Annotated in this window: 15 protein-coding genes and 2 pseudogenes; 13 read left to right on the top strand and 4 right to left on the bottom strand. The window is 72.3% G+C overall.

The genetic code is table 11. From position 1 onward, the window contains the following. Positions 1-2: 2 nt before the first annotated feature. The 3 genes from ACFYOP_RS10770 (at position 3) to ACFYOP_RS10760 (ending at position 2,648) form a co-directional block, all read left to right on the top strand. Positions 3-131, top strand: coding sequence for a hypothetical protein (locus ACFYOP_RS10770; protein ID WP_356892917.1), 129 nt, complete (start codon positions 3-5; stop codon positions 129-131). Positions 132-235: 104 nt separating this feature from the next. Then, positions 236-1,279: a 3-isopropylmalate dehydrogenase gene (locus tag ACFYOP_RS10765; RefSeq protein ID WP_356892919.1), complete on the top strand. Its 1,044-nt coding sequence runs from the start codon at positions 236-238 to the stop codon at positions 1,277-1,279. Between the two features lie 262 nt (positions 1,280-1,541). Continuing rightward, a complete protein-coding gene (locus tag ACFYOP_RS10760; RefSeq protein ID WP_356892921.1) occupies positions 1,542-2,648 on the top strand; it encodes a branched-chain amino acid aminotransferase in 1,107 nt (368 codons plus the stop codon). 582 nt (positions 2,649-3,230) lie between these two features. On the opposite strand, the gene ACFYOP_RS10755 is transcribed toward ACFYOP_RS10760, so the two are convergent. Then, complete coding sequence (locus ACFYOP_RS10755) at positions 3,231-4,691, bottom strand: cytosine permease (protein ID WP_356892923.1); 1,461 nt, start codon at positions 4,689-4,691, stop codon at positions 3,231-3,233. Between the two features lie 148 nt (positions 4,692-4,839). Here ACFYOP_RS10755 and ureA point away from each other — a divergent pair, with 148 nt between their 5' ends. The 5 genes from ureA to cimA all read left to right on the top strand — a co-directional run bounded on the left by ureA (position 4,840) and on the right by cimA (position 11,234). Then, positions 4,840-5,544: an urease subunit gamma gene (gene ureA / locus ACFYOP_RS10750; RefSeq protein ID WP_356892925.1), complete on the top strand. Its 705-nt coding sequence runs from the start codon at positions 4,840-4,842 to the stop codon at positions 5,542-5,544. Beyond that, entirely contained in the window at positions 5,544-7,226 is a 1,683-nt protein-coding gene (locus ACFYOP_RS10745; protein WP_356892927.1) for an urease subunit alpha, read from the top strand. Before ureA ends, ACFYOP_RS10745 begins: the two co-directional genes overlap by 1 nt. Positions 7,227-7,236: 10 nt before the next feature. Next, on the top strand, positions 7,237-8,253 hold the full coding sequence (locus ACFYOP_RS10740) for an agmatine deiminase family protein (RefSeq protein ID WP_356892929.1): 1,017 nt from the start codon (positions 7,237-7,239) through the stop codon (positions 8,251-8,253). A 107-nt stretch (positions 8,254-8,360) separates the two neighbouring features. Next, positions 8,361-8,912, top strand: a complete 552-nt coding sequence (locus ACFYOP_RS10735) for a TetR/AcrR family transcriptional regulator (protein ID WP_356892967.1) — start codon at positions 8,361-8,363, stop codon at positions 8,910-8,912. Between the two features lie 702 nt (positions 8,913-9,614). Beyond that, positions 9,615-11,234: a citramalate synthase gene (cimA, locus tag ACFYOP_RS10730; RefSeq protein ID WP_356892931.1), complete on the top strand. Its 1,620-nt coding sequence runs from the start codon at positions 9,615-9,617 to the stop codon at positions 11,232-11,234. Positions 11,235-11,283: 49 nt separating this feature from the next. On the opposite strand, the pseudogene ACFYOP_RS10725 reads toward cimA, so the two are convergent. Continuing rightward, positions 11,284-11,412: pseudogene (locus ACFYOP_RS10725) on the bottom strand (RICIN domain-containing protein); the annotation flags it as partial. Here ACFYOP_RS10725 and ACFYOP_RS10720 point away from each other — a divergent pair. The 5 genes and pseudogenes from ACFYOP_RS10720 to ACFYOP_RS10700 form a co-directional block, all read left to right on the top strand. Continuing rightward, positions 11,410-11,643 (top strand): annotated as a pseudogene (locus ACFYOP_RS10720) (zinc ribbon domain-containing protein); the annotation flags it as partial. The pseudogenes ACFYOP_RS10725 and ACFYOP_RS10720 sit on opposite strands and share 3 nt — an antisense overlap. 194 nt (positions 11,644-11,837) lie before the next feature. Continuing rightward, entirely contained in the window at positions 11,838-12,818 is a 981-nt protein-coding gene (locus tag ACFYOP_RS10715; protein ID WP_356892933.1) for a LacI family DNA-binding transcriptional regulator, read from the top strand. A 184-nt stretch (positions 12,819-13,002) separates the two neighbouring features. Next, positions 13,003-16,101 (top strand): glycoside hydrolase family 3 N-terminal domain-containing protein, encoded by a 3,099-nt coding sequence (locus ACFYOP_RS10710; RefSeq protein ID WP_356892935.1) that lies wholly within the window; start codon positions 13,003-13,005, stop codon positions 16,099-16,101. Between the two features lie 103 nt (positions 16,102-16,204). Next, entirely contained in the window at positions 16,205-17,575 is a 1,371-nt protein-coding gene (locus ACFYOP_RS10705; RefSeq protein WP_356892937.1) for a hypothetical protein, read from the top strand. Positions 17,576-17,692: 117 nt separating this feature from the next. Next, the gene (locus ACFYOP_RS10700; protein ID WP_356892939.1) at positions 17,693-18,883 is read left to right on the top strand and encodes a S8 family peptidase; all 1,191 of its coding nucleotides are present in this window, start codon (positions 17,693-17,695) and stop codon (positions 18,881-18,883) included. Positions 18,884-18,982: 99 nt separating this feature from the next. Here ACFYOP_RS10700 and ACFYOP_RS10695 read toward each other — a convergent pair whose 3' ends face one another. Continuing rightward, complete coding sequence (locus ACFYOP_RS10695) at positions 18,983-19,600, bottom strand: YceI family protein (RefSeq protein WP_356892941.1); 618 nt, start codon at positions 19,598-19,600, stop codon at positions 18,983-18,985. Between the two features lie 211 nt (positions 19,601-19,811). Beyond that, positions 19,812-21,038, bottom strand: coding sequence for a glycoside hydrolase family 64 protein (locus tag ACFYOP_RS10690; RefSeq protein ID WP_356892943.1), 1,227 nt, complete (start codon positions 21,036-21,038; stop codon positions 19,812-19,814). Positions 21,039-21,392 lie beyond the last annotated feature (354 nt).

Here is a 21,392-nt window from a genome sequence, read left to right as displayed (position 1 = left end):
CCATGACCGCTGTGACCGTCCGCCGAGTCCGTCACGCCTCCCGCACCACCGAGTCCGACCGCAAGAACGCCGCCGCGGCCCTGCAGCGCGCCCTCGACCGCCGGGACAACGGCGGCGCCACCGGCCACTGAGCGCCGGACCCCCGCCCGAGCGGCGCACTCCGCCGCGTCCGAATGCCCCGTCCACATGGTGGACCTCGCATGTCAATGCATGGGACGGGGAGTAGGGTGCCGACATGTCTCGCAGCATCGATCTCGCAGTTGTCCCCGGTGACGGCATCGGCCAGGAAGTAGTGGCGCAGGGCCTGAAGGTCCTTGCCGCGGTCCTGCCCCAGGATGTGAAGCTGGAGACCAAGGAGTACGACCTCGGCGCCCGGCGCTGGCACCGCACCGGGGAGACCCTTCCCGACGCGGAGCTCGACTCCCTCAAGAGCCACGACGCGATCCTCCTCGGCGCCATCGGCGACCCGTCGGTGCCGTCCGGCGTGCTGGAGCGCGGTCTGCTGCTGAAACTGCGGTTCGCCTTCGACCACTACGTCAACCTGCGTCCGTCGAAGCTGTTCCCGAACACGGCCACCCCGCTCGCCGGCCGCCCGGACATCGACTTCGTCGTCGTCCGCGAGGGCACCGAGGGCCCGTACACGGGCAACGGCGGTTCGCTGCGCACCGGCACGCCCGCCGAGGTCGCCACCGAGGTCAGCCTCAACACCGCGTACGGCGTGGAGCGCGTCGTCCGCGACGCGTACGAGCGGGCCAACGCCCGCCCCCGCAAGAAGCTGACGCTCGTCCACAAGAACAACGTGCTCGTGTACGCGGGCCACATGTGGAAGAACATCTTCGACCGGGTCGGCCAGGAGTACCCCGAGGTCACCACCGACTATCTGCACGTCGACGCCGCGACGATCTTCTTCGTCACCCAGCCGGAGCGCTTCGACGTCATCGTCACCGACAACCTCTTCGGCGACATCCTCACCGACCTCGCCGCTGCCGTGACCGGCGGCATCGGCCTGGCCGCCTCCGGGAACATCAACCCGACCGGTGAGTTCCCGTCGATGTTCGAGCCGGTGCACGGCTCGGCGCCGGACATCGCGGGCACCGGCAAGGCCGACCCGACCGCGACCGTCCTCTCCGTCGCCCTGCTGCTGCGGCACCTGGGCTACGAGAGCGAGGCCGTCCGCATCGAGGACACGGTCGCCGCCGACCTGGCGGAGCGGACGCCGGACACGGTCCGCACGACGGACGAGATCGGCGACGCGCTCGCGGTACGAGTAGCGAGCTGACCCGCCGGAACACTGACTCCGGGGTGTCCCCGGACACCCCCAGAAGCCGCCGGGTCGCATTTCACATCGCACCCGGCGGCTTTTCCTGTGCGGCTCCCGGGTGCCACCATCGAACCCTGGGCCGCAATCACGACGTTCCCTGCACGGTCTTTCACGGGCGATAATCGGACGTGGACCGTGGTGGTGCACGGCGATGCTCGGACGTCCAAGCAGTCGGCGTGAGCGCGGTCCGTCACAACAACCGGTGAAGGACACTGCACTCATGACGACGCCCACGATCGAGCTCAAGCCCTCCTCGCACCCGCTGTCCGACGCGGAGCGCGAGGCGATCCTGGCCAACCCGGGATTCGGCCGCCACTTCACCGACCACATGGTGACGATCAAGTGGACGGAGGGGCGCGGCTGGCACGACGGCCAGCTCGTTCCGTACGGGCCGCTGTCCATCGATCCGGCCAACATGACCCTGCACTACGCGCAGGAGATCTTCGAGGGCCTCAAGGCGTACCGCCGCCCCGACGGCTCCGTCGCCACCTTCCGGCCCGAGGCCAACGCCGAGCGCTTCCAGCGTTCCGCCCGCCGGCTGGCGATGCCCGAGCTGCCGGTCGACACCTTCATCGCCGCCTGCGACGCGCTGGTCCAGCAGGACAAGGCGTGGGTTCCGGCGCACGGCGGCGAGGAGTCCCTCTACCTCCGCCCGTTCATGATCGCGAGCGAGGTCGGCCTCGGTGTGAAGCCGGCCAACGAGTACCTCTTCCTCGTCATCGCCTCCCCGGCGGGCGCGTACTTCCCCGGCGGCGTCAAGCCCGTCTCGATCTGGCTCTCCGAGGACCGGGTCCGCGCCGTCCCCGGCGGCATGGGCGACGCCAAGACCGGCGGCAACTACGCCGCGTCCCTGCTGGCCCAGGCCGAGGCCGCGCAGCGGGGCTGCGACCAGGTCGCCTACCTCGACGCCGTGGAGCACAAGTGGGTCGAGGAACTGGGCGGCATGAACCTGTACTTCGTCTACGAGACCGGTTCCGGCGGCGACCTCAGGATCGTCACCCCCGAGCTGACGGGCTCGCTGCTCGCGGGCATCACCCGTGACTCGCTCCTCACCCTGGCCAAGGACCTCGGCTACGGCGCGGAGGAGGGCCGCGTCTCCATCGACCAGTGGCAGGCCGACACCGAGAACGGCACGCTCAAGGAGGTCTTCGCCTGCGGCACGGCCGCGGTGATCACCCCGGTCGGCACGGTCAAGTCCGCGCGCGGCGAGTGGCAGCAGTCGGGCGGGCGGCCGGGTGAGGTCACGATGAGGCTCCGCGCGGCGCTGCTGGACATCCAGACGGGCCGCGCGGAGGACATCCACGGCTGGACGCACGAACTGGCGTGACGGCCTTCCGGGTCCGGGCGGACGCGTTCCTTGTCACGGGGGCGCCGCCGCCGCCCGGACCCCTGCGCCTCAGACGCCGGCGGGGCTGGAGCTGCCCCAGCTGGGCCGGGTGGGAGGCGGCGGTCTTGTCGGGGCGCTGCCCCGAGCCCCGCGCCGCAATCGCCGGCGCGGCTTGAGTTGCCGGGCCACACGTCCCCGCGTCCCCATCGCCGGCGAGGCTTGAGTTGCCCCCATGGGGGGGTGCTGTTTCGCGCAGCGAGGTCAGGCTTGCCCGGCCAGGGCTGGGTTGCCGCACAGCGGCATGTCCAGCCCCGGCCGGGCGGTACTCCCCCCACGCCTGGCGGCCGTGGGACGTGCTCCCACCCGCGGCCGCCAGGCCGTAGGAAGGTTGAGGCCACCGCGCGAAGCGCGGTACCGGGACCCGGGCGGAGTCCGGCCCGCCCACCCAGTGGCACGGGCCCTGGGGCGGAGCCCCGAACGACACCGCGCGAAGCGCGGTGAACGGGTCCGGGCGGAGCCCGGCTTCGGGGCGGGGTGGGGCGAGGGACGGACCCGCCCAGCGGCCCACTCACCCACCTGCCGTCACGACACCGCGGTCCCGGCCCCGGCCACCGATCCCTCTGCCGCAGCCTCGTGCGCAGCCGGACCAGCCGGACCAGCCGGACCAGCCGGCCGCGTCCGGACCGCCGCGTACGCAAGCCCGCCCACCACTCCCGACAGCACGAAGCTGCAGTCCACTCCGCCCGTCAGGGCCAGCAGCGGCCCTTCGTACAGCGGGGTGGAGACCGCCGCGAGGCCGACCGTCGCACCGAGCGCCCACGAGAGCGTGGCGTGCGCGTTCCAGCCCGCGCGGAACCAGTAGACGCCGCCGCGGGCGCGGCGGTTGTAGACCTGGAGGGCCTCCGCGTCGTAGACGCCGCCGCAGCGGACGTGGGCGGTCAGGGTGATCACCGCCCACGGCGTGCCCACCGCGGTGAGCAGCAGCACGAACGAGGTCATGGCCGACTGGGCGTCCCACACGAAGTGGCCGAGGAAGACGAACGCCGTCGCCACCACGGCCACCACCAGGGTCGCCCGGGTGCGGGTGGTGCGCGGCAGGATGGCGTCGAGGTCGAGGCCCATCGAGTACAGCATCAGGCCCGCGTTGCCGACCGACCCGGCCGCCGCGGCGAGCAGCAGCGGGACGAGGTACCAGGCGGGGGACGCGGCGACCAGGGGTCCGGCGTAGTCGAGCCCGGCGCGGGCCGCCAGCGCCGTGTACGTGCCGAAGAGCTGGGGCACGAGCAGCCCGGCCACCAGCCCCACGCAGGTCGCGGCCAGTACCCGCCGCGAGCTGTGGCGCAGCGGCGAGATGTAGCGGGTGTAGTCGCCGAGCAGGGTGATGAAGGCGATCGGCCCGCTCAGCCCGGCGGCCACCGCGGACAGCACCCAGGTCGGCCAGAACGAGCCCAGCAGGTACGGGGTGTCCGGCGGCGCGGCCGTGGTGAGGTCGGGTGCGTAGGCGACGACGCCCAGCAGCAGGAGCGCGGTCATGCCGACGGCGAGAACCTTGCTGAGACGCAGCAGCAGCCGGTATCCGTACACGGCGCAGACGACGGTGCAGGCGGCGAGCAGCGCGTAGACGAGGGTGTGGGCGACGCCGCCGGTGGGGAGGCCGGCGAGCCGCGCCAGCGTGCCGATCACCACGTCGCCGCCGATCCACAGGGTCAGGGCGGTGTAGCCGAGCGAGAGCAGCAGGCCGACGACGGAGCCCACGAGGCGGCCGCGGACGCCGAAGGCCGCGCCGCTGGACGTCGACAGGTTGGTCGCGGTGCGCAGCGAGACGAGGGCCAGCGGGGCGGTGACGGCCACACCGACGAGCGTGCCGGCGACGACGGAGGTGACCGACGGCCACAGGCCGAGCCCGAAGGAGACGGGCAGCCAGCCGAAGACGATCACCCCCAGGCAGAGGTTCGAGCCCAGCAGGATCGAGACGAGATCGCGCGGAGTGCTGGTGCGCTCCGACTCTGGGACGGTGTCGACTCCGCGCTGTTCCACCGGCATGGGCTGCCCTGCCTTCGCAGTTTGAGTGACGCTCTAATTGAACGCTGCTCAATGTGAGTCATGCCTCGCTTGAAGTCAATGCTTGTCGTGGTTCCGTTTCCTGGGTCGACATTGTTAGAGTGGCGCTCAAATCTGGAGGTGTGGTGACGTGCGACTGACCCCGACCGAGCGCGACCGGCTGCTGCTCTTCGGCGCCGCCGAGCTGGCCCGGGCACGCAGAGCCCGGGGCCTGCGGCTCAACGTCCCGGAGGCGACGGCGCTCATCGCGGACACCGTCTGCGAGGCGGCCCGTGACGGCCGCCGGCTGGCCGAGGCCATCGAGGCCGCCCGCTCGGTGCTCGGGCCGGACGACGTCCTTCCGGGCGTCGCGGACGTGGTGACCGAGGTCCATGTGGAGGCCGTCTTCGACGACGGGTCCCGGCTCGCGGTCGTCTCCGACCCGTTCCGCGGCGCGGCGACGGACCCGAGCGCCGCCACCCCCGCTCCCGGCGCGCTGCTCCCCGGCCCCGGTTCCGGCTATGCCGACCTCCCGCCCTCCCTGCGGCTGACCGTGCGCAACACGGCGACCGTGCCCGTCAGCGTCACCTCGCACTTCCACTTCTTCGAGGCGAACCCACGGCTCCGTTTCGACCGCGCCGCGGCGTACGGAATGCGGCTCGCCGTCCCGGCCGGTTCCTCGGTCAGGTTCGACCCGGGCGGCGACGTGGAGGTCGGGCTGCTGCCCATCGGCGGCGAACGGATCGCCATCGGCTTCGCGGGCCTGGTCGACGGCCCGCTGGACGCGCCCGGCACCAAGGAAGAGGCCCTGCGCAGGGCCGTGGCCTGCGGCTATCTCGGAGCGGAGGAGAACTGATGGACCCGTACGAGTACGCATCCGTGCACGGACCCCGGACGGGGGACCGCGTCGTCCTCGGCGACTCCGGGCTCGTCGTCCGGGTCGAGGCCGACGCGCAGAAGCCCGGCGACGAGTTCCTGGCCGGCTTCGGCAAGACCGCCCGCGACGGTCTCCACCTCAAGGCCGCCGCCGTGCGCGAGACCTGCGACGTCGTCATCAGCAACGTCCTGGTGATCGACGCCGTCCAGGGCATTCGCAAGGTGTCCATCGGCATCCGGGAGGGCCGGATCCACGCCGTCGGCCGGGCCGGGAACCCGGACACCCTCGACGGGGTGGACGTCGTCGTCGGCACCGGCACGTCGATCGTCTCCGGCGAGGGGCTGATCGCCACGGCGGGCGCCGTCGACACCCACGTACATCTGCTCTCCCCGCGGATCATGGAGGCGTCGCTCGCCTCCGGCGTCACCACCGTCATCGGCCAGGAGTTCGGCCCGGTGTGGGGTGTCGGCGTCAACTCGCCCTGGGCGCTGAAGCACGCCTTCAACGCCTTCGACGCCTGGCCCGTCAACATCGGGTTCCTGGCGCGCGGTTCGTCCTCCGACCCGGCGCCGCTCGTCGAGGCGCTGGCCGAGGGCGGCGCGTCCGGATTCAAGGTCCACGAGGACATGGGCGCGCACACCCGCGCGCTGGACACCGCGCTGCGGGTCGCCGAGGAGCACGACGTCCAGGTCGCCCTGCACAGCGACGGCCTCAACGAGTGCCTGTCCGTCGAGGACACCCTGCGGGTGCTGGACGGGCGGACGATCCACGCCTTCCACATCGAGGGCTGTGGCGGCGGACACGTGCCGAACGTCCTCAAGATGGCGGGGGTGCCGAACGTCATCGGCTCCTCCACCAACCCCACCCTCCCCTTCGGCCGGGACGCGGTCGCCGAGCACTACGGCATGATCGTCTCCGTCCACGACCTCAAGACCGACCTCCCCGGCGACGCCGCCATGGCCCGCGACCGCATCCGGTCCGGGACGATGGGCGCGGAGGACGTGCTGCACGACCTCGGCGCGATCGGCATCACGTCGTCCGACGCACAGGGCATGGGACGCGCGGGCGAGACCGTACGGCGCACTTTCGCCATGGCCGGGAAGATGAAGGCCGAGCTCGGCCCCATGGACGGCGACGGCGCGCACGACGACAACGCGCGCGTCCTGCGTTACATGGCCAAGCTGACCATCAACCCGGCCCTCGCCCACGGCCTCGCGCACGAGATCGGGTCCATCGAGGTGGGCAAGATGGCCGACATCGTGCTGTGGCGGCCCGAGTTCTTCGGCGCGAAGCCGCAGCTGGTGCTGAAGTCCGGCTTCCCCGCGTACGGGGTGGTCGGCGACCCGAACGCGGCGACGGACACCTGCGAACCGCTCGTGCTGGGGCCCCAGTTCGGCGCGTACGGGGCGACGCCGGCCGACATCTCGGTCGCCTTCGTGGCACAGGCCGCGCTCGACGCCGGCTCCGACCTGATGCCCACGCGGCGCCGCCGCGTCGCCGTGCGCGGCACCCGCGGCATCGGCCCCCGCGACCTGCTGCTCAACTCCCGCCTCGGGGACGTCTCCGTCGACGGGCACACGGGTCTCGTCACCCTCGACGGCGACCCGATCCGCTCCGAGCCCGCCGAGTCGATCTCCCTCAACCGCCTCTACTTCCTCTGAGGAACCCTCGATGACCTTCCGCATGCCCCCCGAGTGGGCCCCGCACGAGCGCACCTGGATGGCCTGGCCCGGCCCCAACCCGACGTTCACCAACGACGCGGAGCTGCTGGAGGCCCGTACGGCCTGGGCGTCGGTGGCCCGCGCGGTGCGGCGCTTCGAGCCGGTGACCGTCGTCGCCGGCACGGGCCAGTCCGGCTCCGCACGCGAACTCCTCGGCCCGGGCATCGACATCGTCGAACGGGACCTGGACGACGCGTGGATGCGCGACATCGGCCCCACCTTCGTCACCGACGGCTCCCGGCTGGCGGCCGTCGACTGGGTGTTCAACGGTTGGGGCGCGGCGGACTGGGCGCGCTGGGAGCACGACTCCAAGATCGCCCGCCATGTCGCGGACCTCGCCGGCGTCCCCGTGCACCCCTCGCCGCTGGTCAACGAGGGCGGCGCGATCCACGTCGACGGCGAGGGCACCGTCCTGCTCACCGACACCGTCCAGCTCGGCCCCGAACGCAACCCCGGCTGGTCCCGCGCGGAGGTCGAGGCGGAGATCCACGCCCGGCTCGGCACGAAGAAGGCCATCTGGCTGCCGCGGGGCCTGAGCGGCGACTACGGGATGTACGGCACCCGCGGCCACGTCGACATCGTCGCGGCCTTCGCCCGCCCGGGCGTCGTCGTCGTCCACACCCAGCCCGACCCGTCCCACCCCGACCACGAGCTGTGCAAGGCCAACGTCGCCCTGCTCGCCGGCCAGACGGACGCCAGGGGGCGCCGCCTGGAGGTCGTCGAGGTCCCCGCCCCGACCGTCCTCGTCGACGACGAGGGCGCATGGGTCGACTACTCGTACATCAACCACTACCTCTGCAACGGCGGCGTGGTGCTGTGCGGCTTCGACGACCCCCGGGACGAGATCGCGGCCGGCATCTTCCGGCGGCTCTTCCCGGAGCGGACGGTGACGCTGGTCGACGCGCGGGCGATCTTCGCGGGCGGCGGCGGCGTCCACTGCATCACCCAGCAGCAGCCCCGGGTCTGACTCCGGGCCACCGGTCCCGCACACGCATCCGGTAGAACGTACCCGTGACCAGCTCCAGCCCCGCCGGCCCCCGGCGCCGCAACCAGTCCGCACCGCCGCGCGAGGCGCTGCTCGCCGCCGCCATGGCCACCATCGCCGAGCGCGGGCTCGACGGGCTGACCATGGCGGGCCTCGGCCGGCAGGTCGGGATGAGCAGCGGGCACCTCCTCTACTACTTCGGCAGCAAGGACGAGCTGCTGCTGCAGACCCTGGAGTGGAGCGAGGGCCGCCTCGGCGCGGAGCGCAGCGCGCTGCTGTCCCGGCAGGCGCCGGCCCGTGAACGGCTCGACGCGTACATCGACCTGTACGTCCCCGACGGTCCGCGCGACCCGCACTGGACGCTCTGGCTCGAGGTCTGGAACCGCTCGCAGAACGCGGACGCCGACATGCACGGCCGCCAGGCCGCGATCGAGGGTGCCTGGCACCGGGACCTGGTCGCGCTCCTCGCGGAGGGCGTCTCCCGCGGCGAGTTCCGCGCGGTGGACCCGGACCGGTTCGCCACGAGACTGCGGGCGCTGCTGGACGGCTTCAGTGTGCATGTCGCCGTGGGCATACCGGGGGCGGGGCGTGAGCGGGTGCTGGCGCATGTGGGGGAGTTCGTGGGGGAGACGCTGGGGTGACGGGCGGCCGCTGCGCGGTGCCTGTTCCCCACCCCGCCCCTTCCCGCTGTACCGGATGTGCGGCTCCGCCGCGTGGCGGGGCAGGCCCCGGACCCCGGTGACCGCCCTGCGGGCGGGCGGGCCGGGCTTCGCCCGGGTCCGGTACCGCGCTCCGCGCTCCGCGCGGTGGCCTCGATCTCCCCCTACGGCCTGGCGGCCGTGGGGGGAGTGCCCCCGGGCCGGGCTTGAGTTGCCCGGCCCAGCGCAGCCTCGCCAACGCTCAAGGTGCCGGACCCGGCACCTTGAACCGCGCAACTCCCGACGTGACCGGTCACATCCAGCCCCGCCGGCGTTTGAGGCGCGGGTCCGGGCAGAGCCCGGTTTCGGGAAGGGGCGGGCGGGGGACAAGCCCCGCGTAGCGGCGCGACCACATCGTGAGACCCGCGTCCACGCCGTGGTGAACCTGTGGCAGACTGCCCCCGTGCTCTCGTTCGCCATGATTATCGGCAACAGCGCGCCGGTCCGCAGTGACCGCTGAACCGTGGACAGCAATCCCGCGGCAGGCGGCACCGTGCCCCAGACCCGCGCGCAGACCTCTCGCACCCGCGAGGGGTTTTTTCGTTTTACGGCCTCACCCACGGCCGAAGGCGAGCGGCGCGCGATGATGGGGGCAAGTGGAGCCAGACATTCCGGAGCCACTCATCCGACAGGAGTCAGGACAGCATGACCACCAACGCAGGCGCCCAGGATCGGCAGGCCGACGACAGTTTCCATGTCTTCGACACGACGCTGCGCGACGGCGCCCAGCGTGAGGGCATCAACCTCACGGTCGCGGACAAGCTGACCATCGCCCGGCACCTGGACGATTTCGGCGTGGGCTTCATCGAGGGCGGCTGGCCGGGGGCGAACCCGCGGGACACCGAGTTCTTCGCCCGCGCCCAGCAGGAGATCACCTTCCGGCACGCGCAGCTCGTCGCGTTCGGCGCGACCCGCCGCCCGGGCGCCAAAGCGAGCGACGACCCCCAGGTCAAGGCGCTCCTGGACTCCGGCGCGCCGGTGGTCACGCTGGTCGCCAAGTCGCACGACCGCCATGTCGAGCTGGCGCTGCGCACCACGCTCGAGGAGAACCTGGAGATGGTCCGCGACACCGTCTCCCACCTGCGCGAGCAGGGCCGCCGCGTGTTCGTGGACTGCGAGCACTTCTTCGACGGCTACCGCGCGAACCCCGAGTACGCCAAGGCCGTCGTGCGGACCGCGCACGAGGCCGGCGCCGACGTCGTCATCCTGTGCGACACCAACGGCGGGATGCTGCCCGCCCAGGTGCAGGCCGTGGTCTCCACCGTCCTCGCCGACACCGGCGCCCGCCTCGGCATCCACGCCCAGGACGACACCGGCTGCGCCGTCGCCAACACCCTGGCCGCCGTCGACGCCGGGGCCACGCACGTCCAGTGCACGGCCAACGGCTACGGCGAGCGGGTCGGCAACGCCAACCTGTTCCCGGTCGTCGCCGCGCTGGAGCTCAAGTACGGCATGAAGGTGCTGCCCGACGGCGCGCTCGCGGACATGACCCGCGTCTCGCACGCCATCGCGGAGGTCGTCAACCTGACGCCCTCCACCCATCAGCCGTACGTGGGTGTCTCCGCCTTCGCCCACAAGGCCGGTCTGCACGCGTCCGCGATCAAGGTCGATCCGGATCTGTACCAGCACATCGACCCCGAGCTCGTCGGGAACACGATGCGGATGCTCGTCTCCGACATGGCGGGCCGCGCCTCGATCGAGCTGAAGGGCAGGGAGCTCGGCATCGACCTCGGCGACGACCGCGAACTGGTCGGCCGGGTCGTCGAGCGGGTCAAGGAGCGCGAGCTCCAGGGCTACACCTACGAGGCCGCCGACGCGTCCTTCGAGCTGCTGCTGCGCGCGGAGGCGGAGGGCAGGGCCCGCCGCTACTACCGCACCGAGTCCTGGCGGGCGATCGTCGAGGACCGCCCCGACGGCACGCACGCCAACGAGGCCACGGTGAAGCTGTGGGCCAAGGGCGAGCGCATCGTCGCGACCGCGGAGGGCAACGGCCCGGTCAACGCCCTGGACCGGGCGATGCGGGTGGGCCTGGAGAAGATCTACCCGCAGCTCGCGAAGTTCGAGCTGATCGACTACAAGGTCCGCATCCTCGAGGGCCGCCACGGCACCGGCTCCACCACCCGCGTGCTCATCACGACCGGCGACGGCACCGGCGAATGGGCCACGGTCGGCGTCGCGGACAACATCATCGCCGCGTCCTGGCAGGCTCTGGAGGACGCGTACACCTACGGTCTGCTGCGCGCCGGCGTCGAACCGACGCAGTAGCCGGCAGCGGGGCGGCCCGGCTCACCGGACCGCCCCGCACCGCAGGCTCTCAGCCCCGCAGCCGCCACTTCTGGTTCGCGGCCCCGGTGCACGACCAGATCTGCGCCCGGGTCCCGTTCGCCGACGCGTGGTCGGAGGCGTCCAGGCACTTGTCCGCCGGGACGTTCACCAGATTCCCTCCTCCAGGCTGTGCTCCGCTTGCGGCGCCTTGCAGGACAAGATGCCACTGCACGTCCGCGAGTGGACGTGCGACTGCGGGACGACCCATGACCGGGACGTGAACGCGGCGAAGAACATTCTGGCCGCCGGGCTGGCGGTGTCTGTCCGTGGAGCTGGTGTACGACCTCAACGGAGTACTCCGGGCGGGCAGTCGGCGACGAAGCAGAAACCCCCACGGCGCGAGCCGTAGGAATCGCCCTCCTTCGCGCATTCAGCTCCTGAACGCACAACTCGCCGATGAAGGCGCCGATTTGGGATTCCGTGGATTTCGGCGCGAAGTATTGACGGCGACATGGCACCGCTGTTGACTCACCGCACATCGCCGGAACCGGTTCCGGCAGCGGTTCCGGTACCGGTACCAGGACTCGACGCGGAGGCCCTTCGATGCGTGTCACCATCGCCGAGGTCGCACGTGAGGCGGGGGTCAGCAAGACCACCGTCTCCCGGGTGCTGAACACCAAGGCCGATGTCGACGCCGGCACGGCCGCCCGTGTTCGTGAAGTGATCGATTCCCTCGGCTATGTGCCGAGTTCCGGCGCGGTCGGTCTGGCCCGCGGCCGCAGCCGTACGGTCGCGATGCTGACGCCGCCGCTCACCTGGCCGTGGATGGGGGAGGTGCTCCAGGGCGTGGTGGACACGGTCGAGGCCGCCGGATACGGCCTGCTGCTGTTCACCTGCAACCGGGGCGCCGAGTCCGTCGACCACTTCGTCAGCCAGGTCTCGGCCCGGGCGTTCGACGGACTCCTGGTCATCGAACCGGAGAACACCCTCGACACCATCACCGCGATGCACCGGCGGGGCCTGCCCGTCGTCCTGATCGACGACCGCGGCCACCACCCCGAGTTCCCGTCCGTCGCCACCACCAACCGGGAGGGCGGGGCGTCGGCCGCCCGCCATCTGCTCGGCGCCGGACGCACCCGGCCCCTCCTCGTCACCGGCCCGGCCGGTTTCGGCTGCGTACGGGACCGGACCGAGGGGTTCGCCGGCGTCCTACCCACGGATCTCGTCGTGGAGGGCGAGTTCACGGAGGCGTCCGGCCGGCACGCCGTCGAGCAGGCACTCGCGGCCGGGCTGTCCTTCGACTCGGTCTTCGCGCACAACGACCTCATCGCGGCGGGCGTGCTGCGCGCCCTGCGCGCCGCCGGCCGTCGCGTCCCCGAGGACATCGCCGTCGTCGGCTTCGACGACATCCCCATGGCCGGGCACACCGCGCCCCCGCTGACCACGGTGCGCCAGCCGATGCGGCGGATGGGCGAAACGGCGGCGGGGCTGCTGCTCGCCCGGCTCGCCGGGGAGGCGATCGGAAACGAGCCGGTCGTGCTGCCCACCGAACTCGTCGTCCGCGGCTCGGCCCCCGGCAGCTGAACCGGCCCCGGCGTCGCGCACAGCGCCGGGTGCCGACAGCGCCGGCCGCACCGCCCCGGCACGCCCCGACCACCCGCACGCCCGCGCGAAAGGCCCTCCCCGGGGTCCCGTGCGCCCCGGCCGTCGACGGCCGCCCGTACACCCCCGCCACCGGCGGGGCCGTCCCGTACAGAAGGAGCCGCACATGCCAGGAACCCGCCGGCCAAGACCACGGCCCGGACCGCGTCGGGCCGGTACGGCCCTGATCGCGGCCACCGCCGTACTCGGCTCGCTGCTCGCCGGAGCACTGCCGAGCGCGGCCGCCACCGCCGCCGACGAGCCGTCGCCGGTGCCCGTCGACCGGTTCGAGGGAGAGGTCCCGTTCGCCGAACCGCCCGCCGAGGGCATCTTCACCTGGGGCAGCGACAGCGACGACCGGCCCACCCTGCAGATCAAGGAGCGGGCCGACGCCCCCGAGGGCGGCAAAGCCCTCGAAGGCAGCTACGACATCAGCGGCTGGGGCGGCCTCAGCCACGAGTACGCCGTCGACGAGCAGCCCCGTGACTGGACCGCGCACAAGGGCGTCCGCTTCTGGTGGTACGGCCAGAACACCGCGCCGCTGCCGCCCGGTTCGGGCAAGCGCGTCAACTTCGAGATCAAGGACGGCGGCACGTCCGGCGGCGCGTCCGAGCTGTGGACGACGTCGTTCACCGACGACTGGGAGGGCTGGCACCTCGTAGAGATCCCGTTCGCCGACTTCGTCTACCGCGCCGACTACCAGCCCGTCGGCGGCATCGACCAGGTCCTCGGCCTGAACGAGATGTGGGGCTGGGCGCTCACCCTCCCCACCGGCGCCCCCGGCGCCTTCGCCATGGACGGCCTGGAGCTGTACGGCAAGGCCGACCCCGCACTCAAGGCCAAGGTCGTCACCGGCGCCGCCGTCCACCCCGTGGACGAGGGCGGCACCGCCCAGGTGAAGATCTCCGTCGCCACCACCGGATCGGGGCCGACCGAGGAGCCCGTCACCGTCGAGTACGCGACGGGCGGCGGCAGCGCCGAGCCCGGCGAGGACTACGAGCCGGTCACCGGTTCCGTCACCTTCCCGGCCGGCACCGCCTCCGGCGCCTCCCGCACGGTCTCCGTCGCCACCACGAAGGACCGGGCCGCCGAGTCCGCGGAGACGATCCCGCTCACCCTGACCGTCACCGGCGCCAAGGCGCCCGCGGAGACCCCCCAGGTCGTCGTCAACGCCCACGGCCTGCCGTACCAGAACCCCAGGCTGCCGGTGAAGAAGCGCGTCGCCGACCTGCTCTCGCGGATGTCGCTCGCCGAGAAGGCCGGTCAGATGACGCAGGCCGAGCGCAACGCCCTCAGGTCGCAGGGCGACATCGCCGCCTACGACCTCGGCTCGCTGCTGTCCGGCGGCGGATCCGTGCCCACCCCGAACACGCCGGAGGCGTGGGCCGGGATGGTCGACGCCTACCAGCTCCGGGCGCAGGCCACCCGCTTCCAGATCCCGCTGATCTACGGCGTGGACGCGGTCCACGGACACAACAACGTCATCGGCTCGACGATCATGCCGCACAACATCGGCATCGGCGCCGGACGCGACCCGAAGCTGGCCGCGCGGACCGGCGCGATCACCGCCAAGGAGGTGCGCGCCACCGGCATCCCGTGGGACTTCGCGCCCTGCCTGTGCGTGACCCGCGACGAGCGCTGGGGCCGCTCCTACGAGGCGTTCGGCGAGGACCCGGCCCTGGTGACCGCCATGGAGACGGTGATCCAGGGCATGCAGGGCGCCCGCAACGGCAAGGACCTGGACCGCAACGACAAGGTGCTCACCAGTGCCAAGCACTTCGTCGGCGACGGCGGCACGGAGTTCGGCTCGTCGACGACCGGCTCGTACACCATCGACCAGGGCGTCACCCGGGTCACCCGCGAGGAGCTGGAGACCGTCCACCTCGCGCCGTTCGCGGAGGCCGTCAAGCGCGGCGCCGGCACGGTCATGCCCTCGTACTCGTCGCTCGACGTCATCGGCGACGGTGCGGGCCCGGTGAAGATGCATGCCCACGCCGAGATGATCAACGGGATCCTCAAGGACCGGATGGGCTTCGACGGCTTCGTCATCAGCGACTGGCAGGCCATCGACCAGATCCCCGGCGACTACCCGAGCGACGTGCGCACCTCCGTCAACGCCGGCCTCGACATGATCATGGTCCCGACCGACTACCAGGACTTCACCAGGACGCTCCAGGACGAGGTCCGCGCCGGGCGCATCGGCGAGGCGCGGATCGACGACGCGGTGTCCCGCATCCTGACCCAGAAGTTCAAGCTGGGCCTCTTCGAGCAGCCCTACGCCGACACCACCCATATCGACGCCATCGGCTCCGCCGAGCACCGTGCGGTGGCCCGTGAGGCCGCCGCCAAGTCCCAGGTGCTGCTGAAGAACGACGGCGGCGTGCTGCCGCTGAAGCAGTCGCAGAAGGTGTACGTCGCCGGGTCCAACGCCGACGACCTCGGCAACCAGGCCGGCGGCTGGACCATCAGCTGGCAGGGCTCCTCCGGCGCGATCACCACCGGCACCACGATCCTCGAGGGCATGAGGAAGGCCGCGCCCGACGCCGTCATCGACTACTCGAAGGACTCCTCCGCCGCCACCGACGGCTACGACGTCGGCGTGGTCGTCGTCGGGGAGACCCCGTACGCGGAGGGCCTGGGCGACGTCGGCAACGGCCACGACCTGGAGCTGACCGCCGCCGACCGGGCGGCCGTCGACACGGTGTGCGCCGCGATGGAGTGCGCCGTCCTGGTCGTCTCCGGCCGTCCGCAGCTGATCGGCGACCGGCTCGACGGAATCGACGCGCTCGTCGCCTCCTGGCTGCCGGGCACCGAGGGCGACGGCGTCGCGGACGTCCTGTACGGCAGGCGGCCCTTCACCGGGCAGCTCCCGGTGACCTGGCCCAGGTCCGAGGCGCAGCTGCCGGTCAACGTCGGCGACGCGGCGTACGACCCGCAGTTCCCGTACGGCTGGGGCCTGACCACGCTGCGGGGAACCCCCGGCGGCGGTGAGCGGACCCTCAAGGCGCTCGCCGTCGCGGCGAAGGTCCTCCAGGCGGCCGGCCAGGGCGGATCGGAGCAGGCGCGGAAGGTGGTCGGCACGGCACGGCTGATCGTCCAGCAGAAGATCGGCCAGGACATCACGGAGGCGTCGGCGAAGCCCTTCGCCGAGGCGGACCACCTGCTGCTCACCGGCCGGCCCTCGGAGGCGGTCGCCAAGCTGACCGCCGCCTACCGGGCGGGCTGACCAGATCCTCGGCGGCGGCGTCCGGCAGGGCGGATGCCGCCGCCGAGTCGTTTCCCGGTCCGGTCGGATGCCCCGATTGGCCCGGTTGGAGTACCTTCGGGGTATGAGGATACGGCCGTTCACGTTGGTGTCGGCCCTCTCGGGGCTGACCCTGTTCCTGCTCCTGATCCTGGCCCCGGCGTCCGGCGCGGCGGTCAAGGCTTCAGGTATTTCGGATGCCGCCGACGCCCTGAAACAGGGCCCGGTCTACGTCCACCCGGCCATGGCCGACGAGATGCCGCGGGCCGAGGCGGACGCTCTGGCGAACCGGATCGAGGAGGCGGACAAGCCGGTCTTCGTGGCGGTGCTGCCGAAGACCGCCGAGTTCCCGCCGGACGACCTGCTGCGCAATCTGCGCACCGAGACCGGCATCACCGGCCTGTACGCCGTGCGCCTCGGCGACGGCTTCGACGCCGGGGCCGATTCCGTCGTGATGCCGGGCCGGGCCGTCGACAATCTGACCAGCGCGGTGAAGGGCGGCGGACCGGTCGACGCGGCCACCCAGCTCGAGAACTTCGTGGACCAGGCCCTGCCGCAGGTCAGGGGCAGCGCACCGGCCTCCTGGAACCCGGGCTCCGGTGACGGCGAGGACTCCGGCGCGGGCGGCCTGATCGTCCTCGGCGGGCTCGCGGCCGCCGGCGGCGCGGGCGCCTACGCGATCGTCCGCGCCAAGCGCCGCCGCAAGGCGGAGGAGGAGCGCGCGGCCCTGGAGCAGCTCCGGGTCGTCGTGGACGAGGACATCACCGCCTTCGGCGAGGAGCTGGACCGGCTGGACTTCCACCCCTCGGAGAAGGGCGCGGACGACGCCATGCGCGGCGACTACGAGCGGGCCCTCGATTCGTACGACACCGCGAAGTCCCGGATGGGCGCCGCGCAGCATCCGGGGGACGTCCGCGGCGTCACCGAGGCGCTGGACGACGGCCGGTTCTCGCTCGCCGTCCTGGCCGCCCGCCGTGAGGGCCGGCCCCTGCCGGAGCGCCGCGCGCCCTGCTTCTTCGACCCGCGCCACGGGCTGTCGGTCAAGGACATCTCGTGGGCCCCGGCCGGCGGCGCGGTCCGTGACGTCCCGGTGTGCGCGGCGGACGCGGCCCGCGTCGAGGAAGGCCGGGACCCGATGGCCCGCACCGTCGAGACCGGCTACGGCCGCCGCCCCTACTGGGAGGCGGGACCGGCGTACGGCCCCTGGGCCGGCGGCTACTTCGGCGGCGGCATCCTTCCCGGCCTGCTGATGGGCACCATGCTCGGCCACATGCTCGCCACCCCCGCCTACGCGGCCGGCTACGGCGCCGGCGAGTTCGGCGGCGGTGAATACGGCGGCGGCGACGTCTCGGGCGGTGACTTCGACGCGTCCGACTTCGGCGGAGGCGGCGGCGGTGACTGGGGTGGCGGCTTCGGCGGCGGAGGTTTCGGCGGCTTCGACGGCGGCGGCTTCTAGAAACGGCTGCCGACAGCCGCGGCCGGCAGGACGCCTGTACGGCAACCGTGTGGGCATACGACGGAACTCCGCTACGGACAGTAGGAATCCATTACGCTCCGTGCTTGGCTCGATCGTATGCGCAACCGAACCAGGCTCAGAGCCTTCGCCGCCGTCTCCGTCACGGCCCTGCTGGCGACGGCCGGACCGCTGTCCGCCACCGCCCAGTCCGCCGCACCCGCCCCCGAGATCGCCCCGCTGCACCGGTCGGCGAACGCCGTGCCGGGGCGCTACATCGTGACCCTCGCAGACACCGCCGACACCGCGGCGATGACGGGGGAGGTCGGCGTCAAGGCGCTCTACACCTACCGGGCGGCGCTGCGCGGGTTCGCGGCCGACCTGACCACCGAGCAGCTGCGGCAGGTCCGGCTGATGCCCGGCGTCGTGGCCGTGGAGGAGGATGCCACCGTCAAGGCCGTCACCGGCGCCCCCGCGTCGCTCGCCCCGGCCGCCTCCTGGGGCCTGGACCGGATCGACCAGCGGGAGCTGCCGCTCGACGGCGACTTCACCACGGCCGGCAACGGCCAGGGCGTCAACGCGTACATCCTCGACACCGGCATCGACTACGCGCACAGCGAGTTCGGCGGCCGGGCCGCGTTCGGTTACGACGCCGTCGGCGACGGGCGCCGCGGCCAGGACTGCCAGGGCCACGGGACCCACGTCGCGGGCACCGTCGGCGGCAGGACGTACGGCGTGGCCACCAAGGCGTCGCTGGTGAGCGTCCGGGTGCTGGACTGCGAGGGCGGCGGCACCGTGTCGGGCGTCATCGCCGGGATGGACTGGGTGGCGGCCAATGCCGTGCAGCCGGCCGTGCTCAACGCCTCGCTCGGCGGCGACAAGTCCACCGCCGTGAACAACGCGGCCGACGCCCTCGCCGACAGCGGCGTCCTCCCCGTCGTCGCGGCCGGCAACGAGGCGCAGAACGCCTGCAACGTCTCGCCCGCCTCCGCGGAGCGGGTGCTCACCGTGGGCGCGACCAACTCCTCGGACCAGGAGACCGACTTCTCCAACTACGGCGCCTGCCTGGCGCTCTACGCCCCCGGGGCCTCGATCGAGTCCGCCAAGCTCGGCGGCGGAAGTGTCGCCCTGAACGGCACCTCGATGGCGTCCCCGCACGTCGCGGGCGTCGCCGCCCTCTACAAGTCGGAGCATCCGACGGCGACCGCGACGGAGGTGGCGGGCTGGCTCGTCGACAAGTCGACCAAGGACGTGGTGACCGGCATCAGCCCCGGCTCGCCCAACCGCCTGCTCCACACCGGCGGACTCTGATCCGCCGCCCCGGCGCCGCCCGGGGCAGGACGCACGCCGGCGGGGCCGGGAGATTCCCGGCCCCGCCGTGGCGGTGCGTGCGTGCGCGCGGTCGGTCGGTCAGGCGGCCGGCGCGGCCTTGATCGCGGAGATGTCGAAGGTCAGCCTGACCTTGTCGCTGACCATCACGCCACCGGCCTCCAGCGCCGCGTTCCAGGTCAGGCCCCAGTCGGAGCGAAGGATCTCGGCGCCGCCCTCGAAGCCGACGCGCTCGTTGCCGTAGACGTCGGTGGCCGCGCCCTGGAACTCGAGGTCGATGGCGAGCGGGCGCGTGACGTCCTTGATCGTCAGGTCGCCGGTGATCCGGTACTTGTCGCCGCCGAGCTGCTCGGCCGCGGTGGAGCGGAACCTCATCTTCGGGAACTTCTCCGCGTCGAAGAAGTCGGCGCCGCGCAGGTGGGCGTCACGGTCGGCCATGCCCGTGTCGACGGACGCGATGTCGACGTCGATGGAGGCGGTGGAGCGGGAGGGGTCCGTGCCGTCGAGGCGCAGGGTGCCCTCGTGCTGGGCGAAGCCGCCGCGGACGTTGGTGACCATGGCGTGCCGGACGGTGAAGCCGATGCTGCTGTGCGCGGGATCGATCGTGTACTCGCCGGTCAGAGCCGCGAGGGCGGGGTCGACGGCGGCGACCGCGGTGGTGACGCTGGCGGTGTCGTTCTTGCGGGTGAAGAGGCCCATGACTGCTCCTTGTGGGGACGGGCGCCGGGGGAGCCCCCCGCGCGGTCGTTCAAGCTTCAACGACTTCGACTGTAGCGGCATTCTGTTCAACATTCAACATCTTCGGAATGTGCCGCATCGTGACGTCGTGCGCCGCTCCTGGAACGCGACGTGCGGGCGTCCGGCCCCCCGGACCGGACGCCCGCACGGGCTTGCTGGGGAATACGAAGGATCAGGACCCGACGCTCACCGTGAACCGCCGCGGGTTTCCGTCGTGCGCCGCACCCGAGACGTCCGGCTGCCCGTCCGGGCGGACGTCGTCGTACGGGAAGGCGTAGCCGATGGGCGCGTGGGTGTGGACGGCGCGCGCCCAGTGGTTGGCAGACGGGTCGCGGTAGTAGTCGGCCGCCGTCGCGCCGTTCGGCTGGTCGGGGTGGGTCAGCAGGGTCGTCCGGTTGAAGGCGGCGGAGATCCGCGCCACCAGCGCCTTCCTGTCGTCCGGGTCGCTCGGGTCGTTGGTGAACGGCCCGTGGTTGCAGGTGAAGACGTCACGCGAGGACGGCTTGGTGAAGGTGTGGCCGCCCTGGAAGGTCAGCATGTCGCCGCTGACCCGCCCGGCGAGCACGCCCCGGCCGCCCTGGAGGTCCACCCGCAGGTCCTCCGAGCGGTACTTCTCCCAGACCCGTTCGATGTAGCCGGCGAAGGCGTCCCGGAACGGCATCTCGTCCGGCCGGTCGAAGTACGGCGCCATGACCGCCTGCGGGGAGGTGACGCGCAGGACCCTGCCGTCGCCGCCGCGGATGACCAGCTTGTCCCAGGGCTGACCGTCCTTCGCCGCCTGGGCGGTGAGATCGTCCGCGATCCGCTCCATGGCCCCCTCCGGCAGTGGGGCGACGGCGTGGGTCGCGTCGCCGGTCAGGGTGAGGCCGATGGGCAGCGCGGTGACGAGGTCGACGTAGCTGATGTTGGCGTAGAGCTGCTGTGCGTTGAAGGTGAACTCGCAGAACGACCAGGTGCGGCCGTAGTTGGGGTCGGCGGGTGTGGCGAAGGCCGGTTCGACCAACGACGGGCCGGGGTTGACGAAGAAGTCCAGCTTCCCGTCGCGCACGAAGTAGACGCGCGCCCCGAACATCCGCGGCAGCGTGAGGACGACGGGCCCCTCGCCGGCGCCCTTCAGCGGGATGGCGCAGTCCACGCCCAGCGGGGTCTGCGGCGCCGGGGGGTTGGCCGGCTTGTGGACGCTGCCGTCGGCGCGCAGCAGCACCCAGTCGCCGGAGCCGTCCTCGTGGCCGGTGACATAGGCGTGCACCGTGCCCGACAGCGACTTGTTCTCCAGGGCCAGCTCGCAGGTGGCGGGCGCGGCGTCCGCGTCGGGGCTGAGAGCGCTTCCCCAGGCGGGATGGGCGAGCGCGGTCGCGGTCGCGGCGGCGCCGGTCAGAAAGAGTCGACGGGATATCACAGGATGAACTCCTGGTGCTGTGGGGGGAGTTGTGGGGGAGTTTCACTGTTGCCATGGGTCCGGCCGACGTCAAGAGATATGACTGAGAGCGCTCTCAGAGTGGCCGCGTCTTCACAAGTCGTCACCACGGACCTGGGTGATCGCCGTCGGCGGTCGGCCCGGTACGGTGGGCCGCCCGCCCGGATTAACCCGAGCAGCGCACACCCCCCGGCGTGGCTGTGACGTGACTCTCGGCCGACCGGCTTGTCGGACCTCAACAAAGCCACACCCGTCTGAGCTGGCGGTTGGCGCTCTGTGCGCAATGGTTCTGTGAAACTCCCACAGGAGAACAGGCAGGAGACTGTACGGAGTCGA

The organism is Streptomyces sp. NPDC006294 (assembly GCF_042870895.1).
GTDB lineage: Bacteria > Actinomycetota > Actinomycetes > Streptomycetales > Streptomycetaceae > Streptomyces.
The sequence above is the reverse complement of the archived record's forward strand: the minus strand, read 5'-3'. Positions and strand labels throughout refer to the sequence as shown.